A 26,854-nucleotide genomic window follows, 5' to 3' on the forward strand; every position below is an offset into this window, starting at 1 on the left:
GCCGACGTGCTGCGCGCGGCGGCCGTCGCGATCGACCACCCCACCGCGCCGTCCGAGCCGGTCGTGCACGCCCGCCGCCGCGCGCTGCGAGCCCGCGCGACCGTCGAGGCGGCCGTCGAGACCGTGCTGCGCAGCACCGGCCGGGCCACCGGGCCGGCCCCGCTCGCGCACGACGAGGCCCACGCCCGCCACGTCGCGGACCTCACCGTCTACGTCCGCCAGAGCCACGCCGAGCGCGACCTCGCGGTCCTCGGGCACCTCGCCGCCGAGGTCGACGGCGAGGCCGACGAGGGGGTGCGGCTGTGACTCTGCCGAACCCCCGTCGCTCCGCTCGCCCGGGCCGCGACCTCACCGGCACCGGGACCGACGAGGCCCGCTGGCGCTCGTCGGACCTGCTGCCGGGCCTGCCGCGGGTCGGGCCCGACGCCTGCCGCCCGCCGGGCCGCGTGGTCGTCCTCGCCCCCCATCCCGACGACGAGGTGCTCGGCGCCGGCGCGACGCTCGCCGCGTGGGCGGCGGCGGGGACCGAGGTCGTCGTCGTGGCCGTGACCGACGGCGAGGGCAGCCACCCGGGCAGCCCGACGCTGGTCCCGGCCGACCTCGTGCGCCTGCGCGACGCCGAGCGGCGCCGCGCCCTGGAGCGGCTGGGCCTCGGGGGCTCGCGCCTGGTGCGCGCGGGCCTGCCCGACGGCCACGTGGCCGCCCACCGCGACGAGCTCGCCGACCTCCTGCACGGGGAGCTGCTCCCCGGCGACACCGTCCTCGCGCCGCTTTCCGGCGACGGCCACCCCGACCACGACGCCGTCGCCGACGTCGCCGGGGCCACCACGCTCCCGGTGTGGCGGTACGCGGTGTGGCTGTGGCACTGGGCCGACCCCGACGGGCCCGACGTCCCCCGCGACGGCGCGGTGGCCGTGACCGTCGACGCCGCGGCCCTGGCGGCCAAGCGCGCCGCGGTCGACGAGTTCACCACCCAGGTGCGGCCGCTGTCCGACGACCCCCGCGACGGGGTGATCCTTCCGCCCGGCGTCCTCGCCCGGCTGCTGCGTGAGATCGAGGTGCTGTGGACGACCTGACCGGGGCGGGCTCGCTGCCCGTCGAGCACTTCGACCGGCTCTGGGCCGACGAGGACGACCCGTGGGGGCTCGAGGGCTCCTGGTACGAGGACCGCAAGCGGTCGCTCGTGATGGCCGCGCTGCCCGACGAGCGCCTCGGCCGTGCGTGGGAGCCCGGGTGCGCGGGCGGCGCGCTGTCGGTGCTGCTGGCGCCGCGCTGCGACGAGCTCGTGTGCACCGACCTCGCCGAGACCGGACTGGAGCGCGCCCGCCGGCGGCTGGCGGGCGAGGACCACGTGCGGGTCGAGCGCGCCGCGGTGCCGGGCGAGTACCCGGCGGGCCCCTTCGACCTCGTGGTGGTCTCCGAGCTCGCCTACTACTTCGGCGACGCCGACCGCGCCGCCCTGTGGGCCGCGGTGCTCGACGTGCTCGCGCCGGGCGGCACGCTGCTCGCGGTGCACTGGGTGCGCGAGGCGCCGGAGTACCCGGTCACCGGCGACGTCGTCCACGACGAGCTGGCCGGAATCGCCGGCCTGGAGCGCCTCGTCGAGCACCGCGAGGGCGACTTCCGGCTCGACGTGTACTCCCGCGTCCCCCCGGCCGCCCGCTCGGTGGCGTTCCGGGTGGGCCTGCGATGAGCCCTCCGCCCGTGATCGGCGTGGTGGTCCCGGTGCACGACGAGCAGGAGCTGCTCGGCGGGTGCCTCGACGCGCTCGCCCGCGCCACCCGGTGGGTCGGGGAACGGGCGCTCGTCCGGACCGTCGTGGTCCTTGACGCGTGCCGCGACGCCAGCGCCGACATCGCCCGGCTCCGCGGCGTGGGGACGGCGACCGGGCCGGGCGCCGGGGTGGGTCGGGCCCGCGACGCGGGCTGCCGGACCCTGCTCGACGGACCCGGGCCCCGCCCCGACTGGATCGCCACCACCGACGCCGACTCGCGCGTCCCTCCGGACTGGCTGCTCGCCCACCTGGAGGCCTACGAGCGGGGCGACGACGCGTTCGTCGGGACCGTCTACATCGAGGAGCCCGACGAGGAGGCGGAGCCGACCGGCGCGCGGCGCTGGTTCCGCGAGGTCTACGACGCCTCGGGCGACCCGCACCCGCACGTCCACGGCGCGAACCTGGGGGTGCGCGCCGGGGCGTACGAGGCGGTCGGCGGGTTCCGGGGGATCGTCACCGGGGAGGACGTCGCGCTGGTGGCGGCGCTGGAGGCGCACGGGTCGTCCGTGCACCGGACCCGGCGCAGCCCCGTGCTCACCAGCGGGCGCCGGGTCGGCCGCGCGACCGGCGGGCTCGCGCACCGCCTCGTCGAGCTCGACACCCAGCAGCCCGTCCCCACTGACGTCCCTCGTTCCATGATCACCGGGACGACGAGGATCCGGACGGTCAGCGTCCGGATCCTCGTTCTCCTGGTGATCATGAGTGGGCGAGCCGGTGGGCGAGCGTCCGTCGGATCTCGTCGAGGATCTTCTCGGGGCGCCTCACGAGGTCCTCCCAGGTCACCTCGGCCACCACCCAGCCGTCCGCGACGAGGGCCCGCGTCCGGGCTCGGCGGTCGATGAAGCGCGCCGGGTCGGTGTGGAAAGCCCAGCCGTCGACCTCGAGCGCGAACCTCGCGTCGGCGAAGGCGATGTCGAGGACCGCCTCCCGCCCGTCGGAGAGCACGAGGGCGAGGTTGACCGCCCAGCCGGTGACCCCGCTCTCGCGGAGCAGGGAGATCATCGTCCGCTCGGCCTTCGACGCCGCCCGGTCCGCGGCCCGCACCAGCAGCCGGTGCGCGGCGCCCGACCCGCGACGGCCGAGGTGCCGGGACTGGGTGCCCCGGAGCTCGTCGAGGGTGACGGTCCCCTGCTGGAGGACCCGGTCGAGGAACGCCTGCCCCTCCTGCCCGAGGGCGACCGCGGCGTCGAGGGCGGTCAGGGCGCGGCTGGTCACCCACAGCCCGCGGTGCGTCATCCGGTCGCCCCGCAGGTCCCGCTGGACCAGGGAGACGCCCGGCGGCCGCGAGCGGGAGGACCCGGGCGGGAGAGCCACCACGAGGGGATGCGGTGTGGTGACGCCGAGACCGAGCCACCAGGCCGCGGCCACGCCGATCACCGCCCCGACGGGGCGGACCCACTCGGCGGCGACCCGGACCCGGGCCGCGGCGGTCCACGGCCACGCCGTCGCGAAGAAGACGCCGGGGGCACGTCGGACCCATTGTCCGCTCGTCAGTCGGCGCGCGATCTGGTCCTCGCTCAGGCCGCACGTGCGGGCCTGGGCGCGGGAGATGACGCCGTCGTGGGAGGCCAGGAAACGATCGAGCTTCACACCGACTCGGAGTGTCAGGGGGCCCGATCGGTTCCCCCGAGTTCCATGATCACCGAGACGACGAGGATCCGGACGCTGGGCGTCCGGATCCTCGTCGTGGTGACGATCTTGCTCGTCGCGCCTCGTGTCAGGGCTTCAGGACGACCTTGATCGCGCCGTCCTGCTTCTTCTGGAAGATCTCGTACCCGTGCGCGGCCTGGTCGAGCGGCAGCGCGTGGGTCTCGAGGTCGTGGACGCCCAGCGGGTCGTCGTCGGTCAGCAGCGGGAGGATCTGCGGGGTCCAGCGCTTCACGTGCGCCTGGCCCATGGTGATCTCGATGCCCTTGTCGAACATCTTCAGCATCGGCAGGGGGTCGGCCATCCCGCCGTAGACGCCGGAGAGCGACACCGTGCCGGCGCGGCGGACCGCGTCGACGGCGCCCAGGAGCGCGGCGGTGCGGTCGACACCCGCGGTCGACATCAGCGGCGCCGAGATCGCGTCGGGCAGCACCCCGGCCACCTTCTGCACGGCCTCGCCGACGGGCGAGCCGTGGGCCTCCATGCCCACCGCGTCGATCGCGGAGTCGGTACCGCGGCCGTCGGTGAGGTCGCGGACCGCGCCGGTGACGTCCTGGACCTGCGTGGAGTCGATCGTCTCGATGCCGTGGCGCGCGGCCATGGCGAGGCGCTCCGGGACGGAGTCGACGGCGACCACCCGGAAACCGCGGTACTTCGCGATGCGGGAGGCCATCTGGCCGATCGGCCCGAGCCCGAACACGACGACGCTGCCGCCCTCGGGGATGTGGGCGTACTCGACGGCCTGCCACGCGGTGGGCAGCACGTCGGAGAGGTAGAGGAAGCGCTCGTCGGGCGGGCCGTCGGGGACGACGATCGGGCCGAACTGCGCCTGGGGCACCCGCAGGTACTCGGCCTGCGCGCCCGGCACCTGCCCGTAGAGCTTGGTGAAGCCGAACAGCGAGGCGCCCATGCCCTGCGAGTGGTTCTGGGTGGTCTCGCACTGCGAGAAGTAGTTGCGCGAGCACATCCAGCAGTGCCCGCACGAGATGTTGAAGGGGATGACGACGCGGTCGCCGACCTTCAGGTCGCCGGCCTCGGAGCCGACCTCCTCGACGACGCCCATCGGCTCGTGGCCGAGGATGTCGCCCTTGTCGAGGAACGGTCCGAGGACCTCGTAGAGGTGCAGGTCCGAGCCGCAGATGGCGGTGCTCGTCATCCGCACGATGGCGTCGGTCGGTTGCTGGATCTGGGGGTCAGGAACGTTCTCGACACTGACCTTGCCGCGGGACTGCCAGGTGACGGCCTTCATGGACGGTCGGCTCCCCGCCGCGGCTACGGACCCAAACGGTCGATCGGCGCGGGGCGCTGCTCCACCCGCTCCGTGACGAGCCAGCGGGCCACGTCGACGAGCTTGAGGTTGGTGCTCTGGGAGGCGCCGACGAGCCGGCTGAACGCCTCGTCGGCGTCCACGCCGTCGCGCTCGACGAGGATGCCCTTGGCCTGCCCGATGAGGTCCCGCGACTGCACCGCGCGGGCGAGCCCGGCGATGCGCTGCGCCCCGAAGAGCGCCACGGTCGCCTGCGCGGCCAGGGCCCCGACGAGGGCGCGGGACCGGTCGTCGAGCGCCTCGCGGGCGTAGAGGGTCAGCACCCCGACGACCTCGTCGCCGACGGACAGGACCCGGGCGTAGGCCGCACCCAGACCGTGGCGGGCGGCCGCGCGCGCGAGGACCCCGAGGTGGGGGTCGGCGGCGAGGTCGGGGACGTCGACGGGCCGGCCGGTGGCTGCGGCCCGGACGCTGGGGCCCTCGCCGAAGGAGGACTGGGCGGCGTCGAGCTCGTCGGCGACGTCGTCGCCGGTCGACCGGAACTCGAGCGACCCCTTGGCGCAGAGGGCGAACCCCACGTGCTCGACGCCCGGCACGATCATGACGGCCGAGCGGACGGTCGCCCGCAGGGTCCGGTCGACGACGTCGTGCTCGTCGCCCAGCGCGGAACTCAGCTCCGAGGCGCCGCGCGTGAGCGCGTCCGCGACCGGGGTCAGGTCGTCAACCGTCATCGGCGGCCCCCACGAGGTGCGTGCCTGCTCGGAACGCCCGCCTCGCTGTTGAACCAGGACCGGAACACTCTAGGACACCGAAGACGATCACGTCCGTCCGAGCGTCCCGGTTCCCCGGGCGGTCCCGCGGGTAGCCGCGCACCCGTGCCTGACCTCGTCGTCGTCGCCAACCGCCTCCCGGTCGATCTCGTCACCGCCGACGACGGGAGCGAGCACTGGCAGGCCGCTCCCGGCGGTCTCGTGACGGCGCTCGCGCCCGCCCTCGAGGGCCGCCGCGGCGCGTGGGTGGGGTGGCCCGGGGTGCCCGACGTGGCGCCCGAGCCGTTCTCCGACGACGCGGTGGGCCCCGACGTGATGCTCCACCCGGTGCCGCTGGGCGCCGACGAGGTGGCCGCGCACTACGAGGGAGCCGCGAACGCGACGCTCTGGCCGCTCTACCACGACGTCGTCGTCGCCCCCGTCTACGACCGCGACTGGTGGGAGGTCCACCGCCGGGTCAACGAGCGGTTCGCCGACGCCGCGGCCGAGGTGGCCGACGAGGGCGCGACGGTGTGGGTGCAGGACTACCAGCTGCAGCTCGTGCCGCGGATGTTGCGCGAGCGCCGGCCCGACCTGCGCATCGGCTTCTTCCTGCACATCCCGTTCCCGCCGGTGGAGCTGTTCCTGCAGCTGCCGTGGCGCCGCGAGGTCGTCGAGGGGCTGCTCGGCGCCGACCTCGTCGGGTTCCACACCCCCGGCGGCGCCGCCAACTTCCGGTGGCTCGCGCAGCGGCTGTGCGACGCGACGATCGACGACGCGCCGATCGGGCTGCGGGAGGCCCCCGGGGAGGTCCGGTTCGAGGGCCGCACCACGCGGGTCGGGGCGTTCCCGATCTCGATCGACAGCGCCACGTTCGCCGACCGGGGCGCCGACCCGGCCACCGTGGACCGGGCGAAGGAGGTGCGGGCCGAGCTCGGCGACCCCGAGGTCCTGCTCCTCGGCGTCGACCGGCTCGACTACACCAAGGGCATCGACGTCCGGCTGCGCGCGTTCGGCGAGCTGCTCGACACCGGCCGGCTCGACCCCGCCCGGACGATGCTGGTGCAGGTGGCCACCCCCAGCCGCGAGCGCGTCGAGGCCTACCGCCGCACCCGCGACGAGGTCGACCGCACCGTCGGGCGCATCAACGGCGACCACGGCGGGCTCGGGCGGCCGGCGGTGCACTACCTGCACCGGTCGCTGCCGCCCGCCGAGCTCGCGGCGCTCTACCTCGCGGCCGACGTCGCGCTGGTGACCCCCGTGCGCGACGGGATGAACCTGGTGGCCAAGGAGTACGTCGCGACGCGGTCCGACGACGACGGCGCGCTGGTCCTGTCGGAGTTCACCGGCGCCGCGGAGGAGCTCACCGAGGCGCACCTGGTCAACCCCCACGACCTCGACGGGGTCGCGGCGGCGATCGAGGCGGCCGTGGCCGGGCGCGGGACCGACGAGGCCCGGCGGCGGATGGGTGCCCTGCGCGCGCAGGTCCGCGAGAACGACGTGGCCCGCTGGGCCGCCGCGTTCCTCACCGCCCTCGACGGCTGAACGGTCGGCCCCGAGCGGCCGCGTCCGGTCGATCAGCCCTGGCGGGCGTTCTCGGGGACGCGGGGGAGGAGCTCGTCGTCGAGACCGGTGAGGGACAGGGCCCGCCGGGCCTGCGGGCTGACCACCACGCTCCAGTCGAGGCCCCGGCGGCCGGCCTCCCGGCCCGCCCGGTGCAGGACGGTCATCGCCGCCGCGGCGAGCAGGTCGACGGCGCCGAGGTCGACGACGACGCGGTGACCGCACCGGTGGTCGCGGGCGCGTTCGTCGGCCTCGAGGCCGGCGGCGTCGACGACCTGGGAGAGGACGCGCTCGAGGCGGGGGGCGTCGGCGGCGTCGAGATCGCCGTCGACGCGCACGCGGACACCGTCGGGGTGCGCGTCGACCCCGATGGTCGGACGTGGGGGTACCTGGGGGTGCATCGTGCGGCTCCGTGGTGGGTCGGCCGTCGTCGATGCTCGCCTCGGTGGTGAAACGGAGCATCCCGAGAGTAGCCGAGCGGTCACCCGGCGCCGAGAACGGTCAGTGTCCGGAGAATCGCGGCGGGCGCTTCTCGGCGAAGGCCGCCAGTCCCTCGGCCCGGTCGGCGCTGCCGGCGATCGCGTCGACGGCGCGGTCGGTGTCGGCCCAGCCGCGGGCGTCGGCCTCGAGGACCGCCGAGTCGACCGCGGCGAGCGTGGCCCGCACGGCGACGGGGGAGCGGGAGGCGATCGTCGCCGCGAGGGCGAGCGCCGCGTCGACGGCCGCCCCCGGGTCGACGAGGTCGGTGACCAGCCCGAGCTCGTGGGCGCGGGCGGCGGTGAGCGGCTCGCCGGTCAGCAGCATCCGCTTGGCCACCGCCGGGGTGAGGGCCCGGGGCGTGCGGAAGAGCGCCCCGCAGTTCGCGACGAGGCCCAGGCCCACCTCGGGCAGGGCGAAGCGGGCGTCCCGGGACGCGACGACGAGGTCGCAGGCCAGCGCGATCTCGAGGCCGCCGCCGTAGGCGACGCCCTCCACCGCGGCGATCAGCGGGGTGGTGCGGCGCCGGGCGACCACGCCGTAGTTGCCGCCGCGCGGGGTCGGGGCGCCGGGCCCGACCGTGACGTCGGTGCCGGCGCAGAAGGCGCGCTCGCCGCCGGTGAGGACGCCGCAGCGCAGGTCGTCGGAGTCGTCGAGCCGGTTCAGCGCGGCGTCGAGGCCGAGCGTCGTCGCCGGGTCGATCGCCTGGTGCCGGTCCGGGCGGTGGATCCGCACCAGCAGGACCGGCCCGTGCCGCTCGGTGCGCACCCGGTCGGCGATCTCCTCCGCCGTGGGCTCCGGATGGTCGGGCCAGGGCATCGTCACGATCCCGCCTCCGCCTTCTCCTCGGTCGCGGGCACCAGGATCTCGGTCTCCTCGGTGCGCCCGCGCAGCTGCCGGGAGCCCGACGAGGTCCAGTGCCGGGCCTCGTCGTCGGCGGCGCGCGCCAGGGCGGCCCCGGACGCGGCGACCCCCTCGGCGGTGTCCTTCGCGGTGTCGCAGAGGCGGGCGGCCTCGTTCACCGGGTCGCCGATCACGGTGTACTCGTAGCGGCGGTGGTCGCCGATGTTGCCGGCGACGGCCTCCCCGGCGGAGATGCCGATGCCGGCGGCGAGCTCGGCGCGGTCGCCGGTGAACACCTCGTCGCGCAGGCGCCGGGCCAGGTCGCGGCCGGCGGCGAGGGCGTGGCCCGCGGCGTCGTCGAGCCCGGTGGGGGCGCCGAACACGGCGAGGGCGGCGTCGCCCTCGAACTTGTTGATCCAGCCGCCGTGGTCCTCGACGACGTCGACGACCACGGAGAAGAAGCGGTTGAGGGTCGAGACGACCTCGGTGGGGGGCCGGGTGGCGGCGAGGGTGGTGGAGCCGACGAGGTCGACGAACAGCACGGCGACCTCCCGGACCTCGCCGCCGAGCTCGAGGTCCCGGTCGAGGTCGTGCTCGAGGGCGTGGCGGGCGACGTCCTCGCCGACGTGGCGGCCGAAGAGGTCGCGGACCCGCTCCCGCTCGCGCAGGCCGCCGACCATGGTGTTGAACCCGGCCTGGAGCAGGCCGAGCTCGGTGGTGTCGAAGACGGGGACGTCGACGTCGTAGTCCCCGCGCTCCACGTGCTTGAGCGCGCGGCGCACCGCCAGCACGGGCGCCGCGGTCGAGGTCGCGGTGAGCGTGATGACGGCGCCGCCGAGGACGAGGGCGACCCCGCCGAGCACCAGGACCGCGATCGCGAGGCGCTCGACGTCGTAGGTGCCGAGGGCGAGGGCGGCGACGGCGGCCAGCAGCACCCCGAGCAGCGGGGTGGCGGTGCCGAACAGCCAGCCCCCGAGCGTGCGCATGAGCACCCCGGGCAGCACCCGGCCCTCGGGCGGCCGGTCGGCGAGCACCTGCCGCGCCGCGGGCCGCAGCACCACCTCGACGAGGCGGTAGGTCAGCGAGACCGTCGCCAGGCCGCCGAGCAGCACCGTCGCGCCCACCTGGAGCGCGATCCGCCAGGAGTCGAAGACGTTGAGCAGGATGAACACGACGGCCGCGACGGCCCACAGCGTCGTCTGCACGGCCGCGAGCCGCAGCGGCCCGCCCAGCACCACGCGCCGCAGCCGCTTCTCCCGGCGCCGCAGCGCGCGGTCGTCGGCGTCGGCGGGCAGCGGGCGCACCCGCATGCTGAGGTGCCCCCAGCCCGCCCCGACGAGCACCGCGAAGAGCACGTAGGCGCCGAACACCACGAGGTTGCGCAGCAGCAGGCCCGGGGTCTCGACGAGGTCGCGCGGCAGCACCCAGGCGGCGAGGACCAGGACGACGCCCGCTCCGATCACGTTGGGCAGCACGACGACGAGCACGAGCAGGGCCCGGGTGGCCGCGCGGAGCCCGGTGTCGCCGGGCCGGGGGTCGGTGCGGCTCGCCGGTCGGTCGCGTGCCGTTCGGTCGCGCGCCGATTCGTCGCGGTGGGACCGGTCGCGCCGTGGGTGTCGACGCCGTGTCACGGGGGTTCCGCCTCTGCTCGTCGGGAAGGTATCGGTACTGCGGGTACCGGGAAGATATCGCGCCTGTGGGTGCTGGATCGAAACAGCTCCCGACACCCGTTCGGAGCCGCTCCCCGGCGGCCGGGTCGCGCGTTGCCCGTGTGACCATGTCGCCTCGCCGGGGTGACGCGGTGGAGTGGTGCCCGACCGGATCGGGCGGGAGGACGGGGTACGCGTGGCGCAGGAACCGCTCGACGCCGACGGAGGAGTCCCCGAGCCCGCGGACCGGGCCGGCGAGGTCACCTACGCCGAGCACTTCCACCCCGCGCGACCCCGGTCGCTACGGCACCGCCCCCGGGTGCGCTCGCCCTTCGAGCGGCGCAGCGCGGGCCGCGACGGCGAGCCCACCGGCACCAACCCCACCTACGTGGCGTGGCTGCGCGGGCAGTCGATGCTCGCCGACGCCGACGCGATCTCCCGCCAGTTCTCCGGCCGCGGCGCGATGTGGCAGAACCCCTACGCCGACCCCGACCCCCGCAACGCCGTCGACACCGCCAGCGTGTGGTTCACCGCCTACCCCCTCTCGTTCATCACGCGCGCCGACCAGTCGTTCCTCGGCGCGATGGCCGACGAGGAGCTCTGGCGCACGTTCGCCGCCATCGGCGTCGAGGCGGTGCACACCGGGCCGGTGAAGCGCGCGGGCGGCATCTCGGGGTGGGAGCAGACCCCGAGCGTCGACGGACACTTCGACCGGATCTCCACGGTGATCGACCCGGCCTTCGGGTCCGAGGCCGACTTCCGCGCGATGTGCGGCATGGCGACCTTCCACGGCGGGACGATCATCGACGACGTCGTCCCCGGCCACACCGGCAAGGGCGCCGACTTCCGGCTCGCCGAGATGGGCTACGCCGACTACCCGGGCATCTTCCACATGGTCGAGATCGACCCGGAGGACTGGTCGGAGCTGCCGGAGGTCCCGGCCGGGCGCGACTCGGTCAACCTCGACGTCGCCACCGAGGAACGCCTGGAGAAGGCCGGCTACATCATCGGCGCCCTGCAGCGGGTGATCTTCTACGCGCCGGGGGTCAAGGAGACCAACTGGAGCGCGACGAAGGCCGTCGTCGGGGTGGACGGCGTGGCGCGCCGCTGGGTCTACCTGCACTACTTCAAGGAGGGCCAGCCCTCGATCAACTGGCTCGACCCGTCGTTCGCCGGGATGCGCCTGACGATCGGCGACGCGCTGCACTCGCTCGCCGACCTCGGTTCGGGCGCGCTGCGCCTCGACGCCAACGGGTTCCTCGGGGTGGAGAAGAGCGCCATCGGTGGGCCCGCCTGGTCGGAGGGCCACCCGCTCTCCGGCGCCGCGAACCACCTCATCGCGAGCATGGTGCGCAAGGTCGGCGGGTTCACGTTCCAGGAACTGAACCTGACGATGGACGACATCCGCGAGGTCGGGCGGGCCGGCGCGGACCTGTCCTACGACTTCGTCAACCGACCGGGCTACCACCACGCCCTGGCCACCGGCGACGCCGAGTTCCTGCGCCTCGGGCTGCGCACCGCCCGCGACCTCGGGATCGACCCGGCGTCGCTGGTGCACGCGCTGCAGAACCACGACGAGATGACCTACGAGCTCGTCCACTGGTCGGCCGGGCACCGCGACGACGTCGTCACCTTCCGGGGCACCGAGGTGACCGGCGCGCAGCTCGGGGAGATCGTGCGCTCGGAGCTGCTCGAGCGTCTCGCCGGGGAGAACGCGCCCTACAACCTCGTCTTCACCACCAACGGCATCGCCTCCACCACCGCGACCGTCATCGCGGCCTCGCTCGGCATCCGCTCGCTCGACGACATCGGCGACGCCGAGGCCGCCGAGATCCGGGCCGTGCACCTCATGCTGGCGATGTTCAACGCGATGCAGCCCGGGGTGTTCGCGCTCTCCGGCTGGGACCTCATGGGCATGCTCACGGTGCCCCACGACGAGGTCGCCACGCTGCTCGCCGAGGGCGACAGCCGCTGGATCCACCGCGGCGCCCACGACCTCATGGGCGTCGCGCCCGAGGCGACGCGCTCGGCCGAGGGCATGCCCCGCGGGCGCAGCCTCTACGGCCCGCTCCCGGAGCAGCTCGCCGACGAGACGAGTTTCGCCCGCCAGCTGCAGGCGATCCTCGCCGTCCGCAAGCACTACGGGATCGCGACGAGCCGCCAGGTCGACATCCCCGACGTCTCGCACCCCGGGGTGCTGGTGATGGTGCACGAGCTGGCGTCGGGCTCCTTCGCGCTGACGGTGCTGAACTTCGCGGGGGAGCCGGTGCGGGGCACCGTGCGCTCCGAGGTGCTCGCCCCGGGCGGCGCGGTGCTCGACATGTTCAGCCAGGAGCCGGTCGGCGTGGTCGACGACCTGCACGCCTTCGCCGTCGACCTCCCCGCCCGCCGGGGGGCCGTGCTGCTGGTGGAGCCGCCGGCCCCGTAGGTCACGTTCGGGACCCCGCGCCCCGATTGTCCGTTAGCGTGGCTCACGATGAGCGAGCAGAGCGCGTGGCGGGTCGGGGCCGGAGCCGTCGCGATCACCACCTCGACCGTGCTCCCGGTGTTCCTGCTCGGGGCGTCGTCGGTGCAGGTGGGGGCCGAGCTCGGGTTCTCGCCCGCCTCGCTGGGGCTGCTCGTCGCGGCCTACTTCGGGGTGTCGGCCCTGATGTCGTTGCCGGTCGGGAAGGCCGTCGAGCGCTTCGGGTCGCGGGTGACCAGCCGGGTCGCGGTGCTCGGGGCGGCCGTGGCGATGCTGCTCACGGCCGTGCTGGCCCGGTCCTTGACGACGCTCACGGTGATCCTGCTGTGCTCGGCCTGGTGCAACGTCATGGGCCAGCTGTCCTCGAACCTCACGCTGGCCCGCTCGATGCCGGCCCGCCGGCTCGGGCTGTCGTTCGGCGTGAAGCAGGCCTCGGTGCCGCTCGCGACGCTGCTCGCCGGGCTGGCCGTCCCCGGCCTCGCCCTCACCGTCGGCTGGCGCTGGTCCTACGTCTGCGCCGCGGTCCTCGCGCTCGCCGCCCTCGCCGGCGCCCCGCGCGGTTCGGCGGCCCGGGACGGCGAGCCGGGCGGCGACACCGACCGTGCCACCGCCGCCCTCGCGGTCATCGGCGTGGCGGCGGGACTCGGCGCCGGCGCCGCGACCGGGCTCGGCATCTTCCTCGTCGCCTCGGCGGTCGACGGCGGTGTCTCGCCCGGGGTCGCGGGCCTGGTGCTGACGATGGGCAGCGTCATCGGCCTCGTCGTACGTGTCCTGCTCGGGTGGGCGGCCGACCGCCGGACCGGCGGGCACATCGCCGTCGTCGCGGGCTGCATGCTCGCCGGGGCGGTCGGCCTGGTGCTGCTGGCCCTGCCCGGACCGGTGGCGCTCGTCGTCGGGGTGGTGCTCGGGTTCGGGCTGGGGTGGTCGTGGCCCGGGCTGCTGCAGTTCGCCGTGGTGCGGCTGAACCCGGAGGCGCCGGCCGCCGCCACCTCGATCGTGCAGGTCGGGGTATACGCCGGCGGCTTCCTCGGCCCCATCGGGTTCGGCTTCACCGCCGGGACCGTCTCGTTCGCGGCCGCCTGGCTGTTCGCCGCCGCCGCGATGGTCCTGGCCGGCGGCTGCGCCCTGCTCGGGCGCCGCATGCTCCTCGCGCACCGGGCCCGTCGGGTGCTGCAGCCTTCCTGACGACGGCCGGCCCCGGCCGGACGTGTGCGGACCGGGGCCGCCGGGCACCCGACGCCCACGGAGTGCCGGCGCCTGCGAGGGCGACGACTCCGGCGGCGGGGTCCGGCCGGTCCCGCCCGCCCGTGCAGACCGACGCGGGCCCTTCCCCGAGCAGTCCCGACCCACCGCGCCCGAGGGCGTGGTGGTTCGGCGCGTCGTCACGGAGCACCACGCATGACCACGATCGACCCCCCGACGACCGCCCGCGCCTCCCCGCCCCAGTCGGCCGGGGACGACGGGCACACCGACCACTCCGAGCCCGACGAGATCGTCGTCGGACTCCTCGCCGATCCCGGGCTCGCGAGCGACCTCGCCGCCCGGGTCGCCCTCGACCTCCCCGAGCACCTCGACGCCGTCGCCGCCGGGCACCGCTGGCGGATCGAGACCGCGCAGGGCCCGGTGGGCCTCGACTCCGAGGGGCTGCTGCCGATGCTGCGCAGCGGCGCCCGGCTGCGCCGCGAGCACGGCTGGGACGTCGTCGTCCTGGTCACCGACCTGCCGCGGTGCACGGGCACGCAGCCGCTGGTGTCGGACTTCGGGTCCGACGAGGGCGTCGGGCTCGTCTCCCTGCCCGCCCTCGGCGCGGTGGCGCTGCGCCGCCGGCTGCGGCGCGCGGTCGTCGACCTCGTCGCCGACGGGCTGCTGGCCCGCCGCGGCGTCGAGCCGGTGCCCGCCCGGACGGCTGCCCGGCACTTCGCCCCGCCGGTGGCCCGCGTGGCCTCGGAGGAGGAGGGCATCGACTCCCACCTCGCGCTGCAGGGCACGCGCGGCACGCTGCGGCTGCTCGGCGGCCTGGTCCGGGCGAACCGGCCGTGGCGCCTCGTGCCGTCGCTGTCGCGGGCCTTCGCCGCCGCGGCCGCCGGTGCCGCGTTCGGCGTCTTCTACTCGAACATCTGGGAGCTCGCCGCCGCCCTGTCCCCGGTCCGGCTCGCCGCCATCGTCGTGCTGGCGGTGAGCGCGATGGCCGTGTGGATCATCGTCGACCACGGGCTCTGGGCGCGGCCCGCGGCCCGTCACCACCGCGAGGAGGCCGCGCTGTTCAACGCGGCCACCGCGGCGACGATCGGGCTGGGGGTGGCGTGCATGGCGGCGCTGCTCGTCACGATCACCACGCTCGCGGCCGCCCTCGTCATCCCGCCGGGCATGCTGCCCGGCGGCGACGACTGGACGGGCGCCGTGCTCGGCTACCTGCGCCTCGGCGTGCTGGCCGGCTCCATGGGCATCGTCGCGGGCGCCCTCGGCTCGGGGCTCTCGAGCCCGGAGGCCGTGCGGCAGGCCGCGTACAGCACCCGCGAGCAGCAGCGGCGCGCGCTCATCGACGCCGACGAGCCCAACGCGCAGGCCGAGGAGGTGCCGGAGGCCCGTGAGCAGTAGTCCGTGCCAGGGCACGGAGTAGTGCTCACGGGCGCGCAGCGCACCCCTAGGAGAAGCCCACCACCGCACCCTCGGCCGCCGACCCGACGAGCCGCGAGTACTTCCCGAGCACGCCGGTGCGGTGCTTGGGCGGGGGAGCGGTCCAGCCCTCGCGGCGGCGCGCCATCTCGTCGTCGTCGACCAGCAGGTCGAGGGTCCGGGCGGCGAGGTCGAGCCGGATCCGGTCGCCCTCCTGCACGAACGCGATCGGGCCGCCGTGGTCGGCCTCGGGTGCCACGTGGCCGACGCAGAGCCCGGTGGTGCCGCCGGAGAAGCGCCCGTCGGTGAGCAGCAGGACGTCCTTGCCGAGCCCCGCGCCCTTGATCGCGCCGGTCACGGCCAGCATCTCGCGCATGCCCGGCCCGCCGCGGGGGCCCTCCTGGCGGATCACCAGGACGTCGCCGGGGTTGAGCCGGTCGTTCGAGACGGCCTCCATCGCGCCGGCCTCGCCGTCGAACACCCGCGCGGTGCCCTCGAAGGACGCCGAGTCGAAGCCCGCCGACTTCACCACGGCGCCCTCGGGGGCGAGCGAGCCGCGCAGGATCGTCAGGCCGCCCGTCGGGTGGATCGGGCTCGACAGCGGCCGCAGGACGTCGCCGTCGAGCCCCGCGGGCGCCAGCTCCTCGAGGTTCTCGGCCACGGTGCGCCCGGTGACGGTGAGGCAGTCGCCGTGGATCAGCCCGGCGTCGAGCAGGGCCTTCATGACGACGGGGACGCCGCCGACCCGGTCGACGGTGTTCATCATCCAGCGACCGAACGGCTTGACGTCGGCGAGGTGGGGGACCTTGTCGCCGATGCGGTTGAAGTCGTCGAGGTCGAGGGGGACCTCGGCCTCGCGGGCGATGGCGAGCAGGTGCAGCACGGCGTTGGTGGACCCGCCGAACGCCATGACCACGGCGATCGCGTTCTCCAGCGACTCGCGGGTGATGATGTCGCGGGTGGTGTGCCCGCGGCTCAGCATCCCGACGACGGCCTCGCCGGAGGCGCGGGCGAACCCGTCGCGGCGACGGTCGGCCGAGGGGGGCGACGCGGAGCCGGGCAGCGACATGCCCATCGCCTCGGCGGCCGAGGCCATGGTGTTCGCGGTGTACATGCCGCCGCAGGCACCCTCGCCCGGACAGATGGCCCGCTCGATCTCGTCGACCTTCTCGCGGGTGATCAGCCCGCGGGCGCAGGCCCCGACCGCCTCGAAGGCGTCGATGATCGACACCTCCTTGCCGTCGACGTAGCCCGGGGCGATCGAGCCGGCGTAGATGAACACGCTCGCGAGGTCGAGCCGCGCGGCGGCCATGAGCATGCCGGGCAGGGACTTGTCGCAGCCCGCGAGCAGGATCGTGCCGTCGAGGCGCTCGGCCTGGACGACGGTCTCCACCGAGTCGGCGATCACCTCGCGCGAGACCAGCGAGTAGTGCATCCCCTCGTGGCCCATCGAGATGCCGTCGGACACCGAGATCGTCCCGAACTCCATCGGGAAGCCGCCCGCGGCGTGCACGCCCTGCTTCGAGGCGTCGGCGAGGCGGTCGAGCGAGAGGTTGCAGGGGGTGATCTCGTTCCAGGACGAGGCCACCCCGATCTGCGGCTTGGGGAAGTCGTCGTCGGTCATCCCGACCGCGCGCAGCATCCCGCGCGCCGCGGCCCGCTCGAGGCCGTCGGTGACGTCGCGGCTGCGCGGCTTGAGATCGTGTCCGGTGGTGGCAGCGGTGGTGGCCTCCGTCATGGGGCGACCGTAACCGCCCCACGTCCGGGCGACACGGGCGAGCGCCCTCAGCCCTCGGGCGGGTCGGTCTGCCCGTAGAGCCGCCGCAGCGCCTCGCGGGTCTCCTCGTCCTGCTGCGGCTGCCCGCGGTCGAGCCGGCCCAGGACGACCTGCTGCCAGATCGCCATCACGGAGTCGTGCTTCGCGGGGCCCAGCGCGTCCTCGACGGCCTCGCTCAGCCGGTCGTCGGGCTCGGACTGCGGGGCGTCCTCGGGCCGGGGCACGTCGTCGGGCACGGCCCACCTCCGATCGGTCGGGGCCCCAGGATGCGCCCCGGGGCCGTCCCGGGCGAACCGATCAGTCCGACCGGTTCCCGACGACCGCCGCGACCGGTACGCGCGTCCCGGTCCGCGCCGACTCCAGCACGGCGAGGGCGACGGCGAGGGCCCGCGCACCGTCGGTGCCGTCGACCACCGGGCGGCCCGCCCCGTGCACGGCGTCGGTGAACGCGGCGAGCGTGAGGTCGTAGGGGTGGCGCCGGTCGGGCACCTCGTGCTCCCGCGTGCCGCCCGCGTCGGTCAACCACACGGTGCCCTCGGGCTCGGGCGTCAGCACCCCCACCGCCCGGATGCTGCCCTCGTCGCCGTGCACCTCGAGGGTCGTCGGGGTGTACGGCGAGGTGAACGCGTCGTGCGTCCGGACCAGCACCTCGCCGGGGTGGCGCAGGACCGCCATCGCGACGTCCTCGCGGCCCGCCGCCCACGGCCCCTGGTTCCCGACGAGCGCCGTGGCCTCGACCGCGGTGGTGCCCAGCAGGGCGTTGACCACCGACGCGTCGTGGACGGTCAGGTCCATCACCGCGCCCGCCCCGGGAGCGTCGCCGAGCCGCCAGTCGCGCAGGCGCCCGGGCAGCAGCGTCGCGTGCGTGACCGCGACCGCGAGCGGCCGCCCGACCGCCCCGCCCGCGACGAGGTCCCGGATCGCGCGGTGCGTGCTCGCGGCGGGCAGGTGGTGGTTCACCGCGAGGACGACCCCCGCCCGGGCGCACGCGGCGGTCATCGCGGCGCACTCGTCGAGGGTCAGCGCGAGCGGCTTCTCGCACAGGACGTGCTTCCCCGCGGCGGCCGCGGCGAGGACCTGGTCGTGGTGGCGGTCGTTGGTGGAGGACACGTAGACGGCGTCGACGTCGTCGCGGGCGAGGAACGCGTCGGGGTCGGCGAGGCCCGCGCGCGCCCCGACCCGGTCCGCGTACTCCCGCGCCCACGACGCCGAGCCGCTCAGCACGGCCGTCACCTCGTGCCCGACACGGCGCATCGCCGGGACCATCCCCGTGGCCGCGATGTCGCTGGCGCCGACGAGCCCCCAGCGCAGGGGTGGCGCGGTCGTCACCGGTTCGAGTACAGCCGCTCGGGCGTGACGAGCACCGCGGCGCGGCGGTCGGCGACCATGGTGGCGTCGAAGGCGTCCCAGTCGTCGTGCGTGCCGCCCGCCGCCGTGAACACCGCGCGCAGGAGACCGGGGACGGCCTCGTCGGGAACGCCCTCGAGGGGATCGTCGGGCCCGCTGATCTCCACCCGGCCCTCCGCGGTGGCCCACTGCCATCCCGAGCGCGCGGTGATCGTCGTCCACGGGCGGCGGCGCAGGTTGCCGAGCTTCGCGCGGCCGTAGGTGACGAAGCCGAGGACGTCGGCGCCGGTCACGGGGTGCGCGAGCACGCCGGCGTTGACCACCGACGACTGGATCGAGCCGTCGGCGCGGGCGGTGGCCACCACGACGAGGCCGTGCTCGGCGCTGCTCAGCGCGGAGAGGTCCGAGAGCTCCATGGGCGTCAGTCTGCCGCGTGTCGGCACCGGGGGTGGTCGGGCACCCGCGCTCCTTCGAGCCCTGAGGAGGACCCGTGACCGGATCCGATCCGACCCTGTCGTTCGTCGGGACGGCCACGGTGCTGCTCCGCTGCGGCGGGATGCGCGTGCTGACCGACCCGAACTTCCTGCACCGCGGCCAGCACGCCTATCTCGGCCACGGCCTGACCTCGCGGCGGCTCACCGAGCCCTACTGGACCCCCGAGGAGCTCGCGCCCGTCGACGTGGTGGTGCTGTCCCACCTGCACGGCGACCACTGGGACCGCGAGACGCGGCGCCGGCTGCCGGGCACCACCCCGATCGTCACCACCCGGCACGCCTCGAAGCGCCTGCAGTCGCGCCACGGCTTCCCGCGGGCGGTCGGGCTGGACACCTGGGAGTCGCACACCGTCGCCGGGCCCGACGGCGTGACGCTGCGGGTCACGGCGCTGCCGGGCCGCCACGCGCCGCGGCCGCTCGGCCGGCTGCTGCCGCCGGTGATGGGCAGCCTGCTCGAGTTCACCGAGGCCGACGGCACCCTGCTGCGCCGGGTCTACGTCTCCGGGGACACCCTGGTGTTCGACGGGCTGGCCGACATCCGCGACCGGGTCGGCGAGATCGACCGCGCCGTGCTGCACCTCGGCGGCACCACGCTGCCCGGCGGCCTCGTCGTGACGATGGACGCCCGCCAGGGGATGCAGGCCCTGGAGATCGTGTCGCCGCGGCGGGCCACCCCGGTGCACTACGACGACTACACCGTCTTCAAGTCGCCGCTGGCGGACTTCGTCGCGGAGGTGGAGCGCCACGGCTGGGCCGACCGCGTCGATCTCGTCGACCGGGGCGACACGATCCCGCTCTAGGCACGTCCTCGCCCCGGGCACGAGAAAGGGCGGGCGCCGCGATTGCGGCGCCCGCCCTTCGTCGATGATCGTGCTGGTTACTCGCTGCGGGGCGTCATGGCCACCGTCTGGGCCTGCGGGTCGCCGGCGACCGGCGTGGCGCCGGTGTTGCCGTTGCCGACGTGGCCCGACTGCTGGGTCTGCGCGTAGTGCTGCGCGTCGGCCTGGCCGCGCTGGTAGCCGGTCTGCAGGTCGGCGCGGACCTGGTCGGACTGCTCCTGGGCCTTGCGGTAGCCGGAGTTGATCAGGTCGGCGGCGGCGTCGCGGCCACCGAGCCCGAACGCCAGCGCCGAACCCAGCGACACCGCACCGATGAGGGCGATGAAGGTGGCGTTGACGATGACCTCGGCGATGCCGAGCTGGTTGAGGATCATGAAGACGGCGATGGCCATGACCAGCGTCGGCGCGGCGGAGCGGGCGACGCGGCCGGTGGGGGTGTCACCCATGGTGCGGTGCACGAGCCCGCCCACGGCGGCGGCCACGGCGGCGGCGACCAGGAAGATCAGCAGCGCCGCGATGACGTTCGGCAGGTAGGAGAGCACCTGGTTCATGAAGCCGGTGACCGCGGGGATGTTCAGCGTGCCGACCGCGGAGACGACGACGAACACCATCAGGACGTACTGCACGACCAGCCCGACGAGCTGGGAGGGCTTGCCCTGCGGCGAGAAGCGCGCGACGTACTCGCCACCCGACCCGTGCGTCAGCTTCTCGTCGACGCGCATCTTGTTCAGCACCTTGCTGATCGCGGCGCGGATGAGCCGGGCGATGATGAACCCGATGATCAGGACGAGCAGGGCCCCGATGATGCTGGGGATGTAGCTGAGCAGCGTGGTGAACGCGCTCTGCAGGCTCTGCAGGATGTTGAACCCGCCGCCGCTCCCGGAGGGCTCGGACTGGGTGGGAAGGGCAAGCATGTGAGATCTCCGTACGAACGAGGTCTTGGTCGTCCCGACATGCCCGATCCGGTTCCCGTGTCAACCGCCGAAATGCCGCATCCGCTCGTCCCGGTGGCTCCCGGGCCGGGCGCAACCCCCGTTGCGGGCCACGGCTATCGTCACCCCGCCGGGTGACCGTGGCGCCCGAGGACGCCGGGAGCGATCGTGAGCGACGAGGCAGTGCGCACCGTCGACGACGCGGCGCCCGGGGACGCCGACGCGGCCCTCGACGTCCTGGTCGAGGAGCTCTCCGGCTGTGTCGAGAGCCTGCGCCACGTCCTGGCCCGCGCCGAGGAGCTCCGCGGCCGCCGCCGGGACGGCGCGGGGTGGAGCGAGGTCGTCCAGGGGGAGGACCGCCCCCTGATCGTGGAGCGGATCAGCGCGGCGCTCGAGACCCTGGGCAGCGCCGGCAGCCGGTGGCGCCGCGACGAGGCGCGCGCCCTGCACGCCGACGGGATGAGCATCAGCCGGATCGCCGAGCTGTTCGGGGTCACCCGCCAGCGCGCGTCCGTGCTGGTCCGCGACCCCGACCGGACCTGACCCCGGGTCAGCCGGGCAGCGACGCGTCGGGGGCGAGGTGGATCGTCGCGGGGTGGACCGGGACCCCGGCGATCTGCCGTGGCACCCACCGGTGCCCGGTCGAGGTGCCGACCACCACCAGGGCGTCGACCGCCGGGTGCTCCGCGTCGCGGCTCAGGCGCCCGAGCAGGGCGTCGGTGGGTCCCGGCCAGGCCAGCTCCACGCCCACCGCGGACCGGCCCCACGGCAACGGCTCCGCGACCAGCAGCGCCAGCCGGTGCCGCCCGCCGAGCGGGAAGTCGCGGACGCTCACGAGACCCGCGGCACCCAGCACGGCGACGAGGGCGGCGAGGATCTGGGCGCGGTCGAGCCCCGGGAAGCTCGTCGCCTCCACCAGCTCCACCACCCGCTGCACCAGCACCGCGCCCCCCGAGTCCGCTCGTGGGGCAGATGTTTCCTCACGGGACGCGTGAGGACCAGACCTGCGGTCAGGTCCGGTCGCCCTCGGGCACGGTGGCGTCGTCGGGACGGGACGCCTCGCGGTCGTCGGGACGCGGGCGCCGCAGGCTCCACCCGACGACCGCCAGGACGACGAGGGCCGCGACCGCCAGGCCCACGAGGTCGGGCACCGAGCGGCCGACCGCCGCCACGGCGTTCTCGGCGGCCGCCGCGGTGGCCGGATCGGCGCCGGTGAGCCTCGCGGTCCCGTCGAAGACCACGAAGACGACGCCGATGACGACGAACAGCAGCCCGGAGATCGTCGAGGTGGTGTGCAGCCGCCACGGCCCGAGCCGGTAATGGCGCCCGCGCAGCCAGCGCCGGTTCCCGAGGTCGAAGCGCTGCCACGCCAGGGCGAGCAGGAACAGCGGCGCGGCCATGCCCAGGGCGTAGACCCCCAGCAGGGCGGCGCCGCGCAGCGCCTGGCCCGACGCCGCGGCCACGGTGAGCACCGCGCCGAGGATCGGGCCGGAGCAGAACCCGGCCAGCCCGTAGGCCGCGCCGAGTCCGAGGGTCGCGAACCACGTGCCGCGCCGGGCCATGCGGCCTCCGAACCGGGCCGCCGACTCCAGCGCCCACCCGCCGCCGAGGATCTGCACCACCCCGAGCACGACGATCACGATCCCGCCGGCGGTCACGACGACCTCGCGGTGCCGGGTGAGCAGCGACGCCAGCGCCCCGGAGCCCGCGCCGAGCGGGACGAGGACGGCGGCGAGGCCGAGGAGGAAGACCGCGGTCCGCGCCACGAGCTCGGTGCGCCCGGAGAACGCGTAGGCGAAGAACGAGGGGAGCAGCAGCGCACTGCACGGGCTGAGCAGGGCCAGCACCCCGCCGGCGAACGCGGCGGCGTAGCCGATGGTCAGCACGGGAGCGTCAACGGGTCCGCGCGAGGGTCGCGTCGAGGGCCTGCCGGAACGTCGCGGCCGGCTGCGCCCCGAAGATCAGCTGCTCGCCGATCACGAAGCTCGGCACGCCGCCCACGCCCAGCCGGGACCCGAGCTCCTGGTCGGCCGCCACCGCGTCGGCGATGGCCGGGTCGGCGAGGTCCTGCCGGAAGCGGGGCACGTCGAGCCCCAGGCGCCCGGCGAGCGCGGTCAGCGACCCCTCGGTGACCTCGCCGCGGTTCTCGGCGGGCTGCTCGGCGTAGAGGGCGTCGTGGAACGGCCAGAACCGGTCCTGGCGCCCGGCCGCCCGCGCGGCGCGGGCCCCGAGGACCGACTCCGGGCCGAGGTAGGCGTAGTCGTGCCACTCGATCCGGACTTGACCGGAGTCGACGTACTGGCGCACCAGCGCGGGCTCGGTCTGCCCCGCGTAGAGCTTGCAGAACGGGCACTGGAAGTCGCCCCACTCGGCCATCACGACGGGCGCGTCGACCCGGCCGAGGGCCAGCGGGTCGCCGGCCTGGCGCCGCGGGACGGCCAGGCGCGCGGCCGCGACCGGGTCGGAGGAGGTGGGCGCCGGCCCCGCGACCGGCGCGCCCGGGCCCGACCCGCCGGTCCCCGACACCACGGTGACGACGGCCAGCACGGCGAGCACGAGCAGCGCGATCCCCGCGCCGACGAGCAGCCGCACCGTCCGTCGGGCCGGGGCCGGGGCCGGGTCGTCGACCGACGAGGGGGAGCTCATGTCCCGAGGTTCGCACCTCCGGGGGCCGCCCGCTCGGCCTGGAACGCGGGGTCGCGGCCGATGAAGGCGACGAGCCGGGTCTGCACGTCGGCGTCGTCGGACACCGGGACGCGCGGGCCGTACTGGCCGCTCGCGCGAAGCATCTCGTCGAGCGGCAGCATCCCCTCGAGCATCACGGCGCACCGCTGCGGGTCGAGGGTGTCGTCCTGTCCGGTGGCGCGGGCGAGGTCCCAGGTGTGCATGAAGACGTCGGCGGTGAAGAACCGTGAGACGGCGTCCGGGAGCGCCACCTCGCCGAGGTACGGGTTGGTCAGCACCCGGCGGACGGACGCGGGGTCGTCCAGCAGGGCCTGCACGCCGTCGCTCATCGTGCGCCACGCGGCCACCGGGTCGTCCTCGACGGCGGGGCCCCGGGGCAGCGAGATTCCGGTCCCGCCCTCCAGGAACGCGGGGAACCAGCCGACGAGGTGGCCGACGACGTCGCGGGCCGTCCACGCCGGCACGGGGGAGGGGAGCCGCCACGCGGCATCGTCGGGAACGCCCTCGACGAGGCCGGTGAAGCGGCCGGCGATCTCGCGGTACTCGTCGGCGGGGGACAGGTCGGTCATGGGGGGCCTCCGGGGGTGTCGGTTCACCGGGACGTCGATCCTGGCCCCCCGTCCTCGACACTCAGGCCAGGGTGACCTGCACCTGACCCGTCCGGGGGCTCGCGACGTAGGCCCGGCCCTGACCGAGGGCGAGCAGGTCGGGCTGGGTGACGGTCGGGAGGTCGAGCACCACCCGCGGCTGGTCGGCCGAGCCCAGGTCGATCGCGACGAGCCGGTTCGTCCCGGTGAGGGTGACCCAGAGCCGGTCGGTCACCGCGTCGTAGGCCGTGCCGTAGGGGGCCGTCTGGCCGCCGAGGGTGATCGGTGCGAGCGGGGCGGGGGCGTCGCCCACGAGGTCGTAGCGACGGATGACCCCGGCGCGGGTGTCGGTGATCGCGAGGCGGCCGTGGCGGTCGATCGCCAGGGCGGTGGGGCCGTCGCCGGCCGGGAGGTCGGCGGTGGTGCGCAGGGTGGCGAGGTCGACGAGGTGCACGACGTTGCGGGCGGTGTCGAGCACCGCGACGCGGTCGCCGGCGACGGCCAGGGCCACGGGGCGGCCGAGCCCGCCGACGCGGCCCGCGAGGCGGCCGTCGCGCAGCACGCTCAGCGAGCCGTCGACGGAGGCGCCCGCGGCCTGGCGTCGCGCGTCGCCGGAGGCCCCGGTGGCGGCGACCAGCAGCTCGCCGGCCGGGCCGGCCGCGAGGGCCTGCGGCCCGGAGGGTGCTCCGGTGGGGGCGGTGGTCGTGGTGCCGGCGGGCAGGGTGAGGCCGGTCAGCCCGCCGGCGGGGTCGGCGAGGACCAGTCCGGAGCCGTCCGCGCTCCCCGCGGCGGCCCGCGGGGCGCCGGTGACCGTCTCGCGGGAGGCGACCGCGGCGGTGTCGGGGTCGACCTGCACCACCGTGGTGGCGTCGTCGCGGGTCAGCGTGACCACGGCCCGCTGGTCGGCGGGGGAGACCGTCAGGGTGGTGGCGGAGCCGGTGCCCAGCTCGACGACCCGTCCGGCCGGCGCGGCGGTGGCCTCCGGGGAGTTCGCGGGCTGCGCGGTCGCGGGCGGCGGCGGGGGAGCCGGGGCCGGGGTGGGGCGGTGCCGGTGCCGGTGCCGGTGCGCCGGGAGGCGCGGAGGGCGCGGCGGAGGCCCCGGGTGACGACGAGGGCGGGACGACGAGCGGGGTGTCGGCGCACGCGGCGCCGAGGGCGGCGACCACCGCGGCGACGACCAGGGCGCGCCCGGCTCGACGCGACGTGCCGCGGCGTCCGGACGGGTTCGGGGTGCTCATCGTGGTCCTCCTCGTCCCGACGGACCCGGCGCCGCCACTGCTGCGGCCCCGTCGCCCGTCGAACTCTCCCCGTCCGACAGTGCCCGGCGCCGGGTCGTCACGCCGGATCGGCAGTGAGCTGGCTCTCGGGCCGCGCCTACCGCGGGGGGAGGTCCTCCTCCGGCGGCAGCGCCCGGCGGGATCGCAGCAATGCCTCGACGGCGACGTCGGGGTCCTCGTCGTCCGGGTCCGTCGGGGTGTCCAGCGGGGTGGCGGGGCGGACCGGACCGAGGTCGAACCACAGGCAGTAGCCGTCCTGGTAGGGCTCGTCGCCCCAGCGATCGGCCGCGGTGACGAGCAGCCCGACGAGCGCGGTGGCGCCGCGCAGGACCGCCGCCGCGGCGGAGCGGGCCGCCGCCCCGTCGCACAGAGAGACCCGCAGGCCGTGCTCGGCGGCGCTGAGCTCGAGGACGAGGCCGTTCTCGCCCTCGGCGCGCCGCACCAGCGCGGCGGCGAGCTCGTCGACGAGCAGCACGAGGTCCTCGGTCGAGACGTCGGGCTCCCAGGCCTGGGCGGTGAGGAAGGCGAAGGATCGCGCGTCGCGGACGGTGTGCTCGCCGACGGGGAGGTCGATGCGTGCGGTCAGGGTGGCCATCGGTGCTCCTGGTCCTCCGGCAGTCGGCCGGGACGCTCGGCGCGACGCGCCGGTAGACGTGGAGCGATCTGGTTGCGCACCATCGAACTACTCACCGTTGTACAGGTGCCGGGGCAACGGCTGTTGCCCTCGCGGGGCGCGCCACCCGTTCGGGCTACAAGCAAAGATGTGCTTACGCAAAGTGTGAACGAGCCATCGATGTCCGCTCGGATGCACCTCTCCCGGCGCCCGCGACCGGCGGTCACGGGCGCCGGGGAGCGGTCAGCGTCCGGCGAGGCGGCGGGCGCCGCTGTCGGCCTGCTCGGCGCCGCGGGCGGCGCCGAGGCCGACGAGCCGCAGCCCGCCGGTGGCGAGGGCCCCGACCAGCCGTCCGGTGACCCGGACCGGGTTCAGCGCCAGGGCCACGCGGTCGAGCGGGCTCGCGGCGGCCTCGGTCGCGGCGTGGATGGCGTTGCCGGTGCGCGACGCGACCGAGTCGAGCTCCCGTTGCGCGCGGGCACCCTCGCGGGCGGCGCGGTCGGTGACGTCGGCGAGCTGGTCCGCGGCCTGGTCGGCGCGCTCGTCGACGACGTCCGCGGTGCGACGGCCCAACCCGCGGGCCTCGTCCGCGAGCCGGCGGCCGGTGCGGTCGGCCTGGTCGACGATCTGCGCCCCGGTGGTGCGGGCGATCGTCGTGGCGTCCTCCGCCGCGGCGCGGAGCGACTTGTCGCCGGAGCGGACCTCGTCGATCTGGCGCCCGACGCCGTCCTTCGCCGCTGCGGCCGTGGCCTGCACGCGCTCGGCGCCGGCCTCGGCCTGCTCCTTCGTCCTCGTCGCGACGGTCCGCGCGTCGGCGGAGATCTCGGCGGCGTCCTCCTTCGCGGCCTGCTTGGCGGCGCGAGCGGCCTCCTTCGACTTCTTCCCCGTCACCGCCGTCGCGAGCTCGGTGGCGATCGCGGCGGCGTCGTCGGCGTCGCGCCCGACGCTGCGGCGCTCGACGACCTTCCCGTCGCGGTCGTGGACGATCACGTCGCCGCCGCCGTCGTTCGCGACGATCTCCACGGCGCGCGCGATCGCCTCGGGCTGCACGGCGAGCACCGCGCTCGCCCGGCTCGCGTCGGTCTTCTCGACCGCCCAGCCGTCATCCACCGCTCGTACGTGTCGATCGGACATGGTCTGCCTCCCGTGGTGTCGAGTGGTCTCCTCACCCCGGGGCGCGCGGAGATCCCGCACGGACGCCGCGGGGCGATCCACCCGTTCGACGCAGTCGAGGCGTCCGTCCTCACGACCGTG

General features: G+C 75.6%; 26 protein-coding genes and 2 pseudogenes. 10 read left to right on the forward strand and 18 right to left on the reverse strand.

What is annotated here, in order from left to right:
* The 4 genes and pseudogenes from ACFPBZ_RS05885 to ACFPBZ_RS05900 form a co-directional block, all read left to right on the forward strand.
* Positions 1–306 (forward strand): annotated as a pseudogene (locus ACFPBZ_RS05885) (hypothetical protein); the annotation flags it as partial.
* Positions 303–1,076, forward strand: a complete 774-nt coding sequence (locus ACFPBZ_RS05890) for a PIG-L deacetylase family protein (RefSeq protein ID WP_378035084.1) — start codon at positions 303–305, stop codon at positions 1,074–1,076. The pseudogene ACFPBZ_RS05885 and the gene ACFPBZ_RS05890, both read left to right, overlap by 4 nt.
* Entirely contained in the window at positions 1,064–1,693 is a 630-nt protein-coding gene (locus ACFPBZ_RS05895; protein WP_378035085.1) for an SAM-dependent methyltransferase, read from the forward strand. Before ACFPBZ_RS05890 ends, ACFPBZ_RS05895 begins: the two co-directional genes overlap by 13 nt.
* Positions 1,690–2,274, forward strand: a pseudogene (locus tag ACFPBZ_RS05900) (glycosyltransferase family 2 protein); the annotation flags it as partial. The gene ACFPBZ_RS05895 and the pseudogene ACFPBZ_RS05900, both read left to right, overlap by 4 nt.
* Positions 2,275–2,470: 196 nt before the next feature.
* On the opposite strand, the gene ACFPBZ_RS05905 reads toward ACFPBZ_RS05900, so the two are convergent.
* The 3 genes from ACFPBZ_RS05905 to ACFPBZ_RS05915 form a co-directional block, all read right to left on the reverse strand.
* Positions 2,471–3,364 (reverse strand): type IV toxin-antitoxin system AbiEi family antitoxin domain-containing protein, encoded by an 894-nt coding sequence (locus ACFPBZ_RS05905; protein ID WP_378035086.1) that lies wholly within the window; start codon positions 3,362–3,364, stop codon positions 2,471–2,473.
* Positions 3,365–3,491: 127 nt separating this feature from the next.
* Positions 3,492–4,670 (reverse strand): zinc-dependent alcohol dehydrogenase, encoded by a 1,179-nt coding sequence (locus ACFPBZ_RS05910; RefSeq protein ID WP_378035087.1) that lies wholly within the window; start codon positions 4,668–4,670, stop codon positions 3,492–3,494.
* Positions 4,671–4,693: 23 nt separating this feature from the next.
* Positions 4,694–5,419 (reverse strand): GAF and ANTAR domain-containing protein, encoded by a 726-nt coding sequence (locus ACFPBZ_RS05915; protein ID WP_378035088.1) that lies wholly within the window; start codon positions 5,417–5,419, stop codon positions 4,694–4,696.
* Positions 5,420–5,563: 144 nt separating this feature from the next.
* Between ACFPBZ_RS05915 and ACFPBZ_RS05920 the strand changes: the two genes are divergently transcribed.
* Entirely contained in the window at positions 5,564–6,982 is a 1,419-nt protein-coding gene (locus ACFPBZ_RS05920) for an alpha,alpha-trehalose-phosphate synthase (UDP-forming) (protein ID WP_378035089.1), read from the forward strand.
* Between the two features lie 32 nt (positions 6,983–7,014).
* On the opposite strand, the gene ACFPBZ_RS05925 is transcribed toward ACFPBZ_RS05920, so the two are convergent.
* The 3 genes from ACFPBZ_RS05925 to ACFPBZ_RS05935 form a co-directional block, all read right to left on the reverse strand.
* Entirely contained in the window at positions 7,015–7,401 is a 387-nt protein-coding gene (locus ACFPBZ_RS05925; protein ID WP_378035090.1) for an STAS domain-containing protein, read from the reverse strand.
* 100 nt (positions 7,402–7,501) lie between these two features.
* Positions 7,502–8,296 carry an enoyl-CoA hydratase-related protein gene (locus tag ACFPBZ_RS05930; protein ID WP_378035342.1) on the reverse strand — a complete coding sequence of 265 codons (795 nt, stop codon included), beginning with the start codon at positions 8,294–8,296 and terminating at the stop codon, positions 7,502–7,504.
* Between the two features lie 2 nt (positions 8,297–8,298).
* Positions 8,299–9,951: an adenylate/guanylate cyclase domain-containing protein gene (locus ACFPBZ_RS05935; protein WP_378035091.1), complete on the reverse strand. Its 1,653-nt coding sequence runs from the start codon at positions 9,949–9,951 to the stop codon at positions 8,299–8,301.
* A 214-nt stretch (positions 9,952–10,165) separates the two neighbouring features.
* Between ACFPBZ_RS05935 and treS the strand changes: the two genes are divergently transcribed.
* The 3 genes from treS to ACFPBZ_RS05950 all read left to right on the forward strand — a co-directional run bounded on the left by treS (position 10,166) and on the right by ACFPBZ_RS05950 (position 15,031).
* A complete protein-coding gene (treS, locus tag ACFPBZ_RS05940; protein ID WP_378035092.1) occupies positions 10,166–12,397 on the forward strand; it encodes a maltose alpha-D-glucosyltransferase in 2,232 nt (743 codons plus the stop codon).
* A 48-nt stretch (positions 12,398–12,445) separates the two neighbouring features.
* Positions 12,446–13,618, forward strand: coding sequence for an MFS transporter (locus tag ACFPBZ_RS05945; RefSeq protein ID WP_378035093.1), 1,173 nt, complete (start codon positions 12,446–12,448; stop codon positions 13,616–13,618).
* Positions 13,619–13,831: 213 nt separating this feature from the next.
* Positions 13,832–15,031, forward strand: a complete 1,200-nt coding sequence (locus ACFPBZ_RS05950; RefSeq protein ID WP_378035094.1) for a hypothetical protein — start codon at positions 13,832–13,834, stop codon at positions 15,029–15,031.
* A gap of 46 nt (positions 15,032–15,077) precedes the next feature.
* Here the strand turns inward: ACFPBZ_RS05950 and ilvD are convergent, their stop codons facing one another.
* The 4 genes from ilvD to ACFPBZ_RS05970 form a co-directional block, all read right to left on the reverse strand.
* On the reverse strand, positions 15,078–16,787 hold the full coding sequence (ilvD, locus tag ACFPBZ_RS05955; RefSeq protein WP_378035095.1) for a dihydroxy-acid dehydratase: 1,710 nt from the start codon (positions 16,785–16,787) through the stop codon (positions 15,078–15,080).
* Positions 16,788–16,834: 47 nt separating this feature from the next.
* Positions 16,835–17,062 carry a hypothetical protein gene (locus ACFPBZ_RS05960; RefSeq protein ID WP_378035096.1) on the reverse strand — a complete coding sequence of 76 codons (228 nt, stop codon included), beginning with the start codon at positions 17,060–17,062 and terminating at the stop codon, positions 16,835–16,837.
* 61 nt (positions 17,063–17,123) lie between these two features.
* The gene (locus ACFPBZ_RS05965) at positions 17,124–18,155 is read right to left on the reverse strand and encodes a Gfo/Idh/MocA family protein (protein WP_378035097.1); all 1,032 of its coding nucleotides are present in this window, start codon (positions 18,153–18,155) and stop codon (positions 17,124–17,126) included.
* On the reverse strand, positions 18,152–18,589 hold the full coding sequence (locus tag ACFPBZ_RS05970) for a TIGR03618 family F420-dependent PPOX class oxidoreductase (RefSeq protein WP_378035098.1): 438 nt from the start codon (positions 18,587–18,589) through the stop codon (positions 18,152–18,154). Before ACFPBZ_RS05970 ends, ACFPBZ_RS05965 begins: the two co-directional genes overlap by 4 nt.
* Before the next feature lie 74 nt (positions 18,590–18,663).
* On the opposite strand from ACFPBZ_RS05970, the gene ACFPBZ_RS05975 reads away from it, so the two are divergent.
* Positions 18,664–19,467 carry an MBL fold metallo-hydrolase gene (locus ACFPBZ_RS05975; protein ID WP_378035099.1) on the forward strand — a complete coding sequence of 268 codons (804 nt, stop codon included), beginning with the start codon at positions 18,664–18,666 and terminating at the stop codon, positions 19,465–19,467.
* A gap of 77 nt (positions 19,468–19,544) precedes the next feature.
* On the opposite strand, the gene ACFPBZ_RS05980 is transcribed toward ACFPBZ_RS05975, so the two are convergent.
* Positions 19,545–20,420 (reverse strand): mechanosensitive ion channel family protein, encoded by an 876-nt coding sequence (locus ACFPBZ_RS05980; protein WP_378035100.1) that lies wholly within the window; start codon positions 20,418–20,420, stop codon positions 19,545–19,547.
* Positions 20,421–20,606: 186 nt separating this feature from the next.
* Between ACFPBZ_RS05980 and ACFPBZ_RS05985 the strand changes: the two genes are divergently transcribed.
* Positions 20,607–20,981: a helix-turn-helix domain-containing protein gene (locus ACFPBZ_RS05985; protein ID WP_378035101.1), complete on the forward strand. Its 375-nt coding sequence runs from the start codon at positions 20,607–20,609 to the stop codon at positions 20,979–20,981.
* 7 nt (positions 20,982–20,988) lie between these two features.
* On the opposite strand, the gene ACFPBZ_RS05990 is transcribed toward ACFPBZ_RS05985, so the two are convergent.
* From ACFPBZ_RS05990 to ACFPBZ_RS06020, 7 genes are all read right to left on the reverse strand, one after another.
* Positions 20,989–21,381 carry a hypothetical protein gene (locus ACFPBZ_RS05990; protein WP_378035102.1) on the reverse strand — a complete coding sequence of 131 codons (393 nt, stop codon included), beginning with the start codon at positions 21,379–21,381 and terminating at the stop codon, positions 20,989–20,991.
* A gap of 67 nt (positions 21,382–21,448) precedes the next feature.
* Complete coding sequence (locus ACFPBZ_RS05995) at positions 21,449–22,324, reverse strand: cytochrome c biogenesis CcdA family protein (protein ID WP_378035103.1); 876 nt, start codon at positions 22,322–22,324, stop codon at positions 21,449–21,451.
* Positions 22,325–22,331: 7 nt separating this feature from the next.
* Complete coding sequence (locus tag ACFPBZ_RS06000; RefSeq protein ID WP_378035104.1) at positions 22,332–23,084, reverse strand: DsbA family protein; 753 nt, start codon at positions 23,082–23,084, stop codon at positions 22,332–22,334.
* Positions 23,081–23,692, reverse strand: a complete 612-nt coding sequence (locus ACFPBZ_RS06005) for a TIGR03086 family metal-binding protein (RefSeq protein WP_378035105.1) — start codon at positions 23,690–23,692, stop codon at positions 23,081–23,083. The genes ACFPBZ_RS06000 and ACFPBZ_RS06005 overlap by 4 nt, the downstream gene beginning before the upstream one ends.
* 61 nt (positions 23,693–23,753) lie before the next feature.
* Positions 23,754–24,602, reverse strand: coding sequence for a hypothetical protein (locus tag ACFPBZ_RS06010; RefSeq protein WP_378035106.1), 849 nt, complete (start codon positions 24,600–24,602; stop codon positions 23,754–23,756).
* Positions 24,603–25,084: 482 nt separating this feature from the next.
* Entirely contained in the window at positions 25,085–25,582 is a 498-nt protein-coding gene (locus ACFPBZ_RS06015; protein ID WP_378035107.1) for a hypothetical protein, read from the reverse strand.
* A 261-nt stretch (positions 25,583–25,843) separates the two neighbouring features.
* Positions 25,844–26,710: a DUF2188 domain-containing protein gene (locus ACFPBZ_RS06020; RefSeq protein ID WP_378035108.1), complete on the reverse strand. Its 867-nt coding sequence runs from the start codon at positions 26,708–26,710 to the stop codon at positions 25,844–25,846.
* Between the last annotated feature and the right edge of the window lie 144 nt (positions 26,711–26,854).

The organism is Actinomycetospora atypica (assembly GCF_042653685.1).
In the GTDB taxonomy this organism is placed as follows: domain Bacteria; phylum Actinomycetota; class Actinomycetes; order Mycobacteriales; family Pseudonocardiaceae; genus Actinomycetospora; species Actinomycetospora atypica.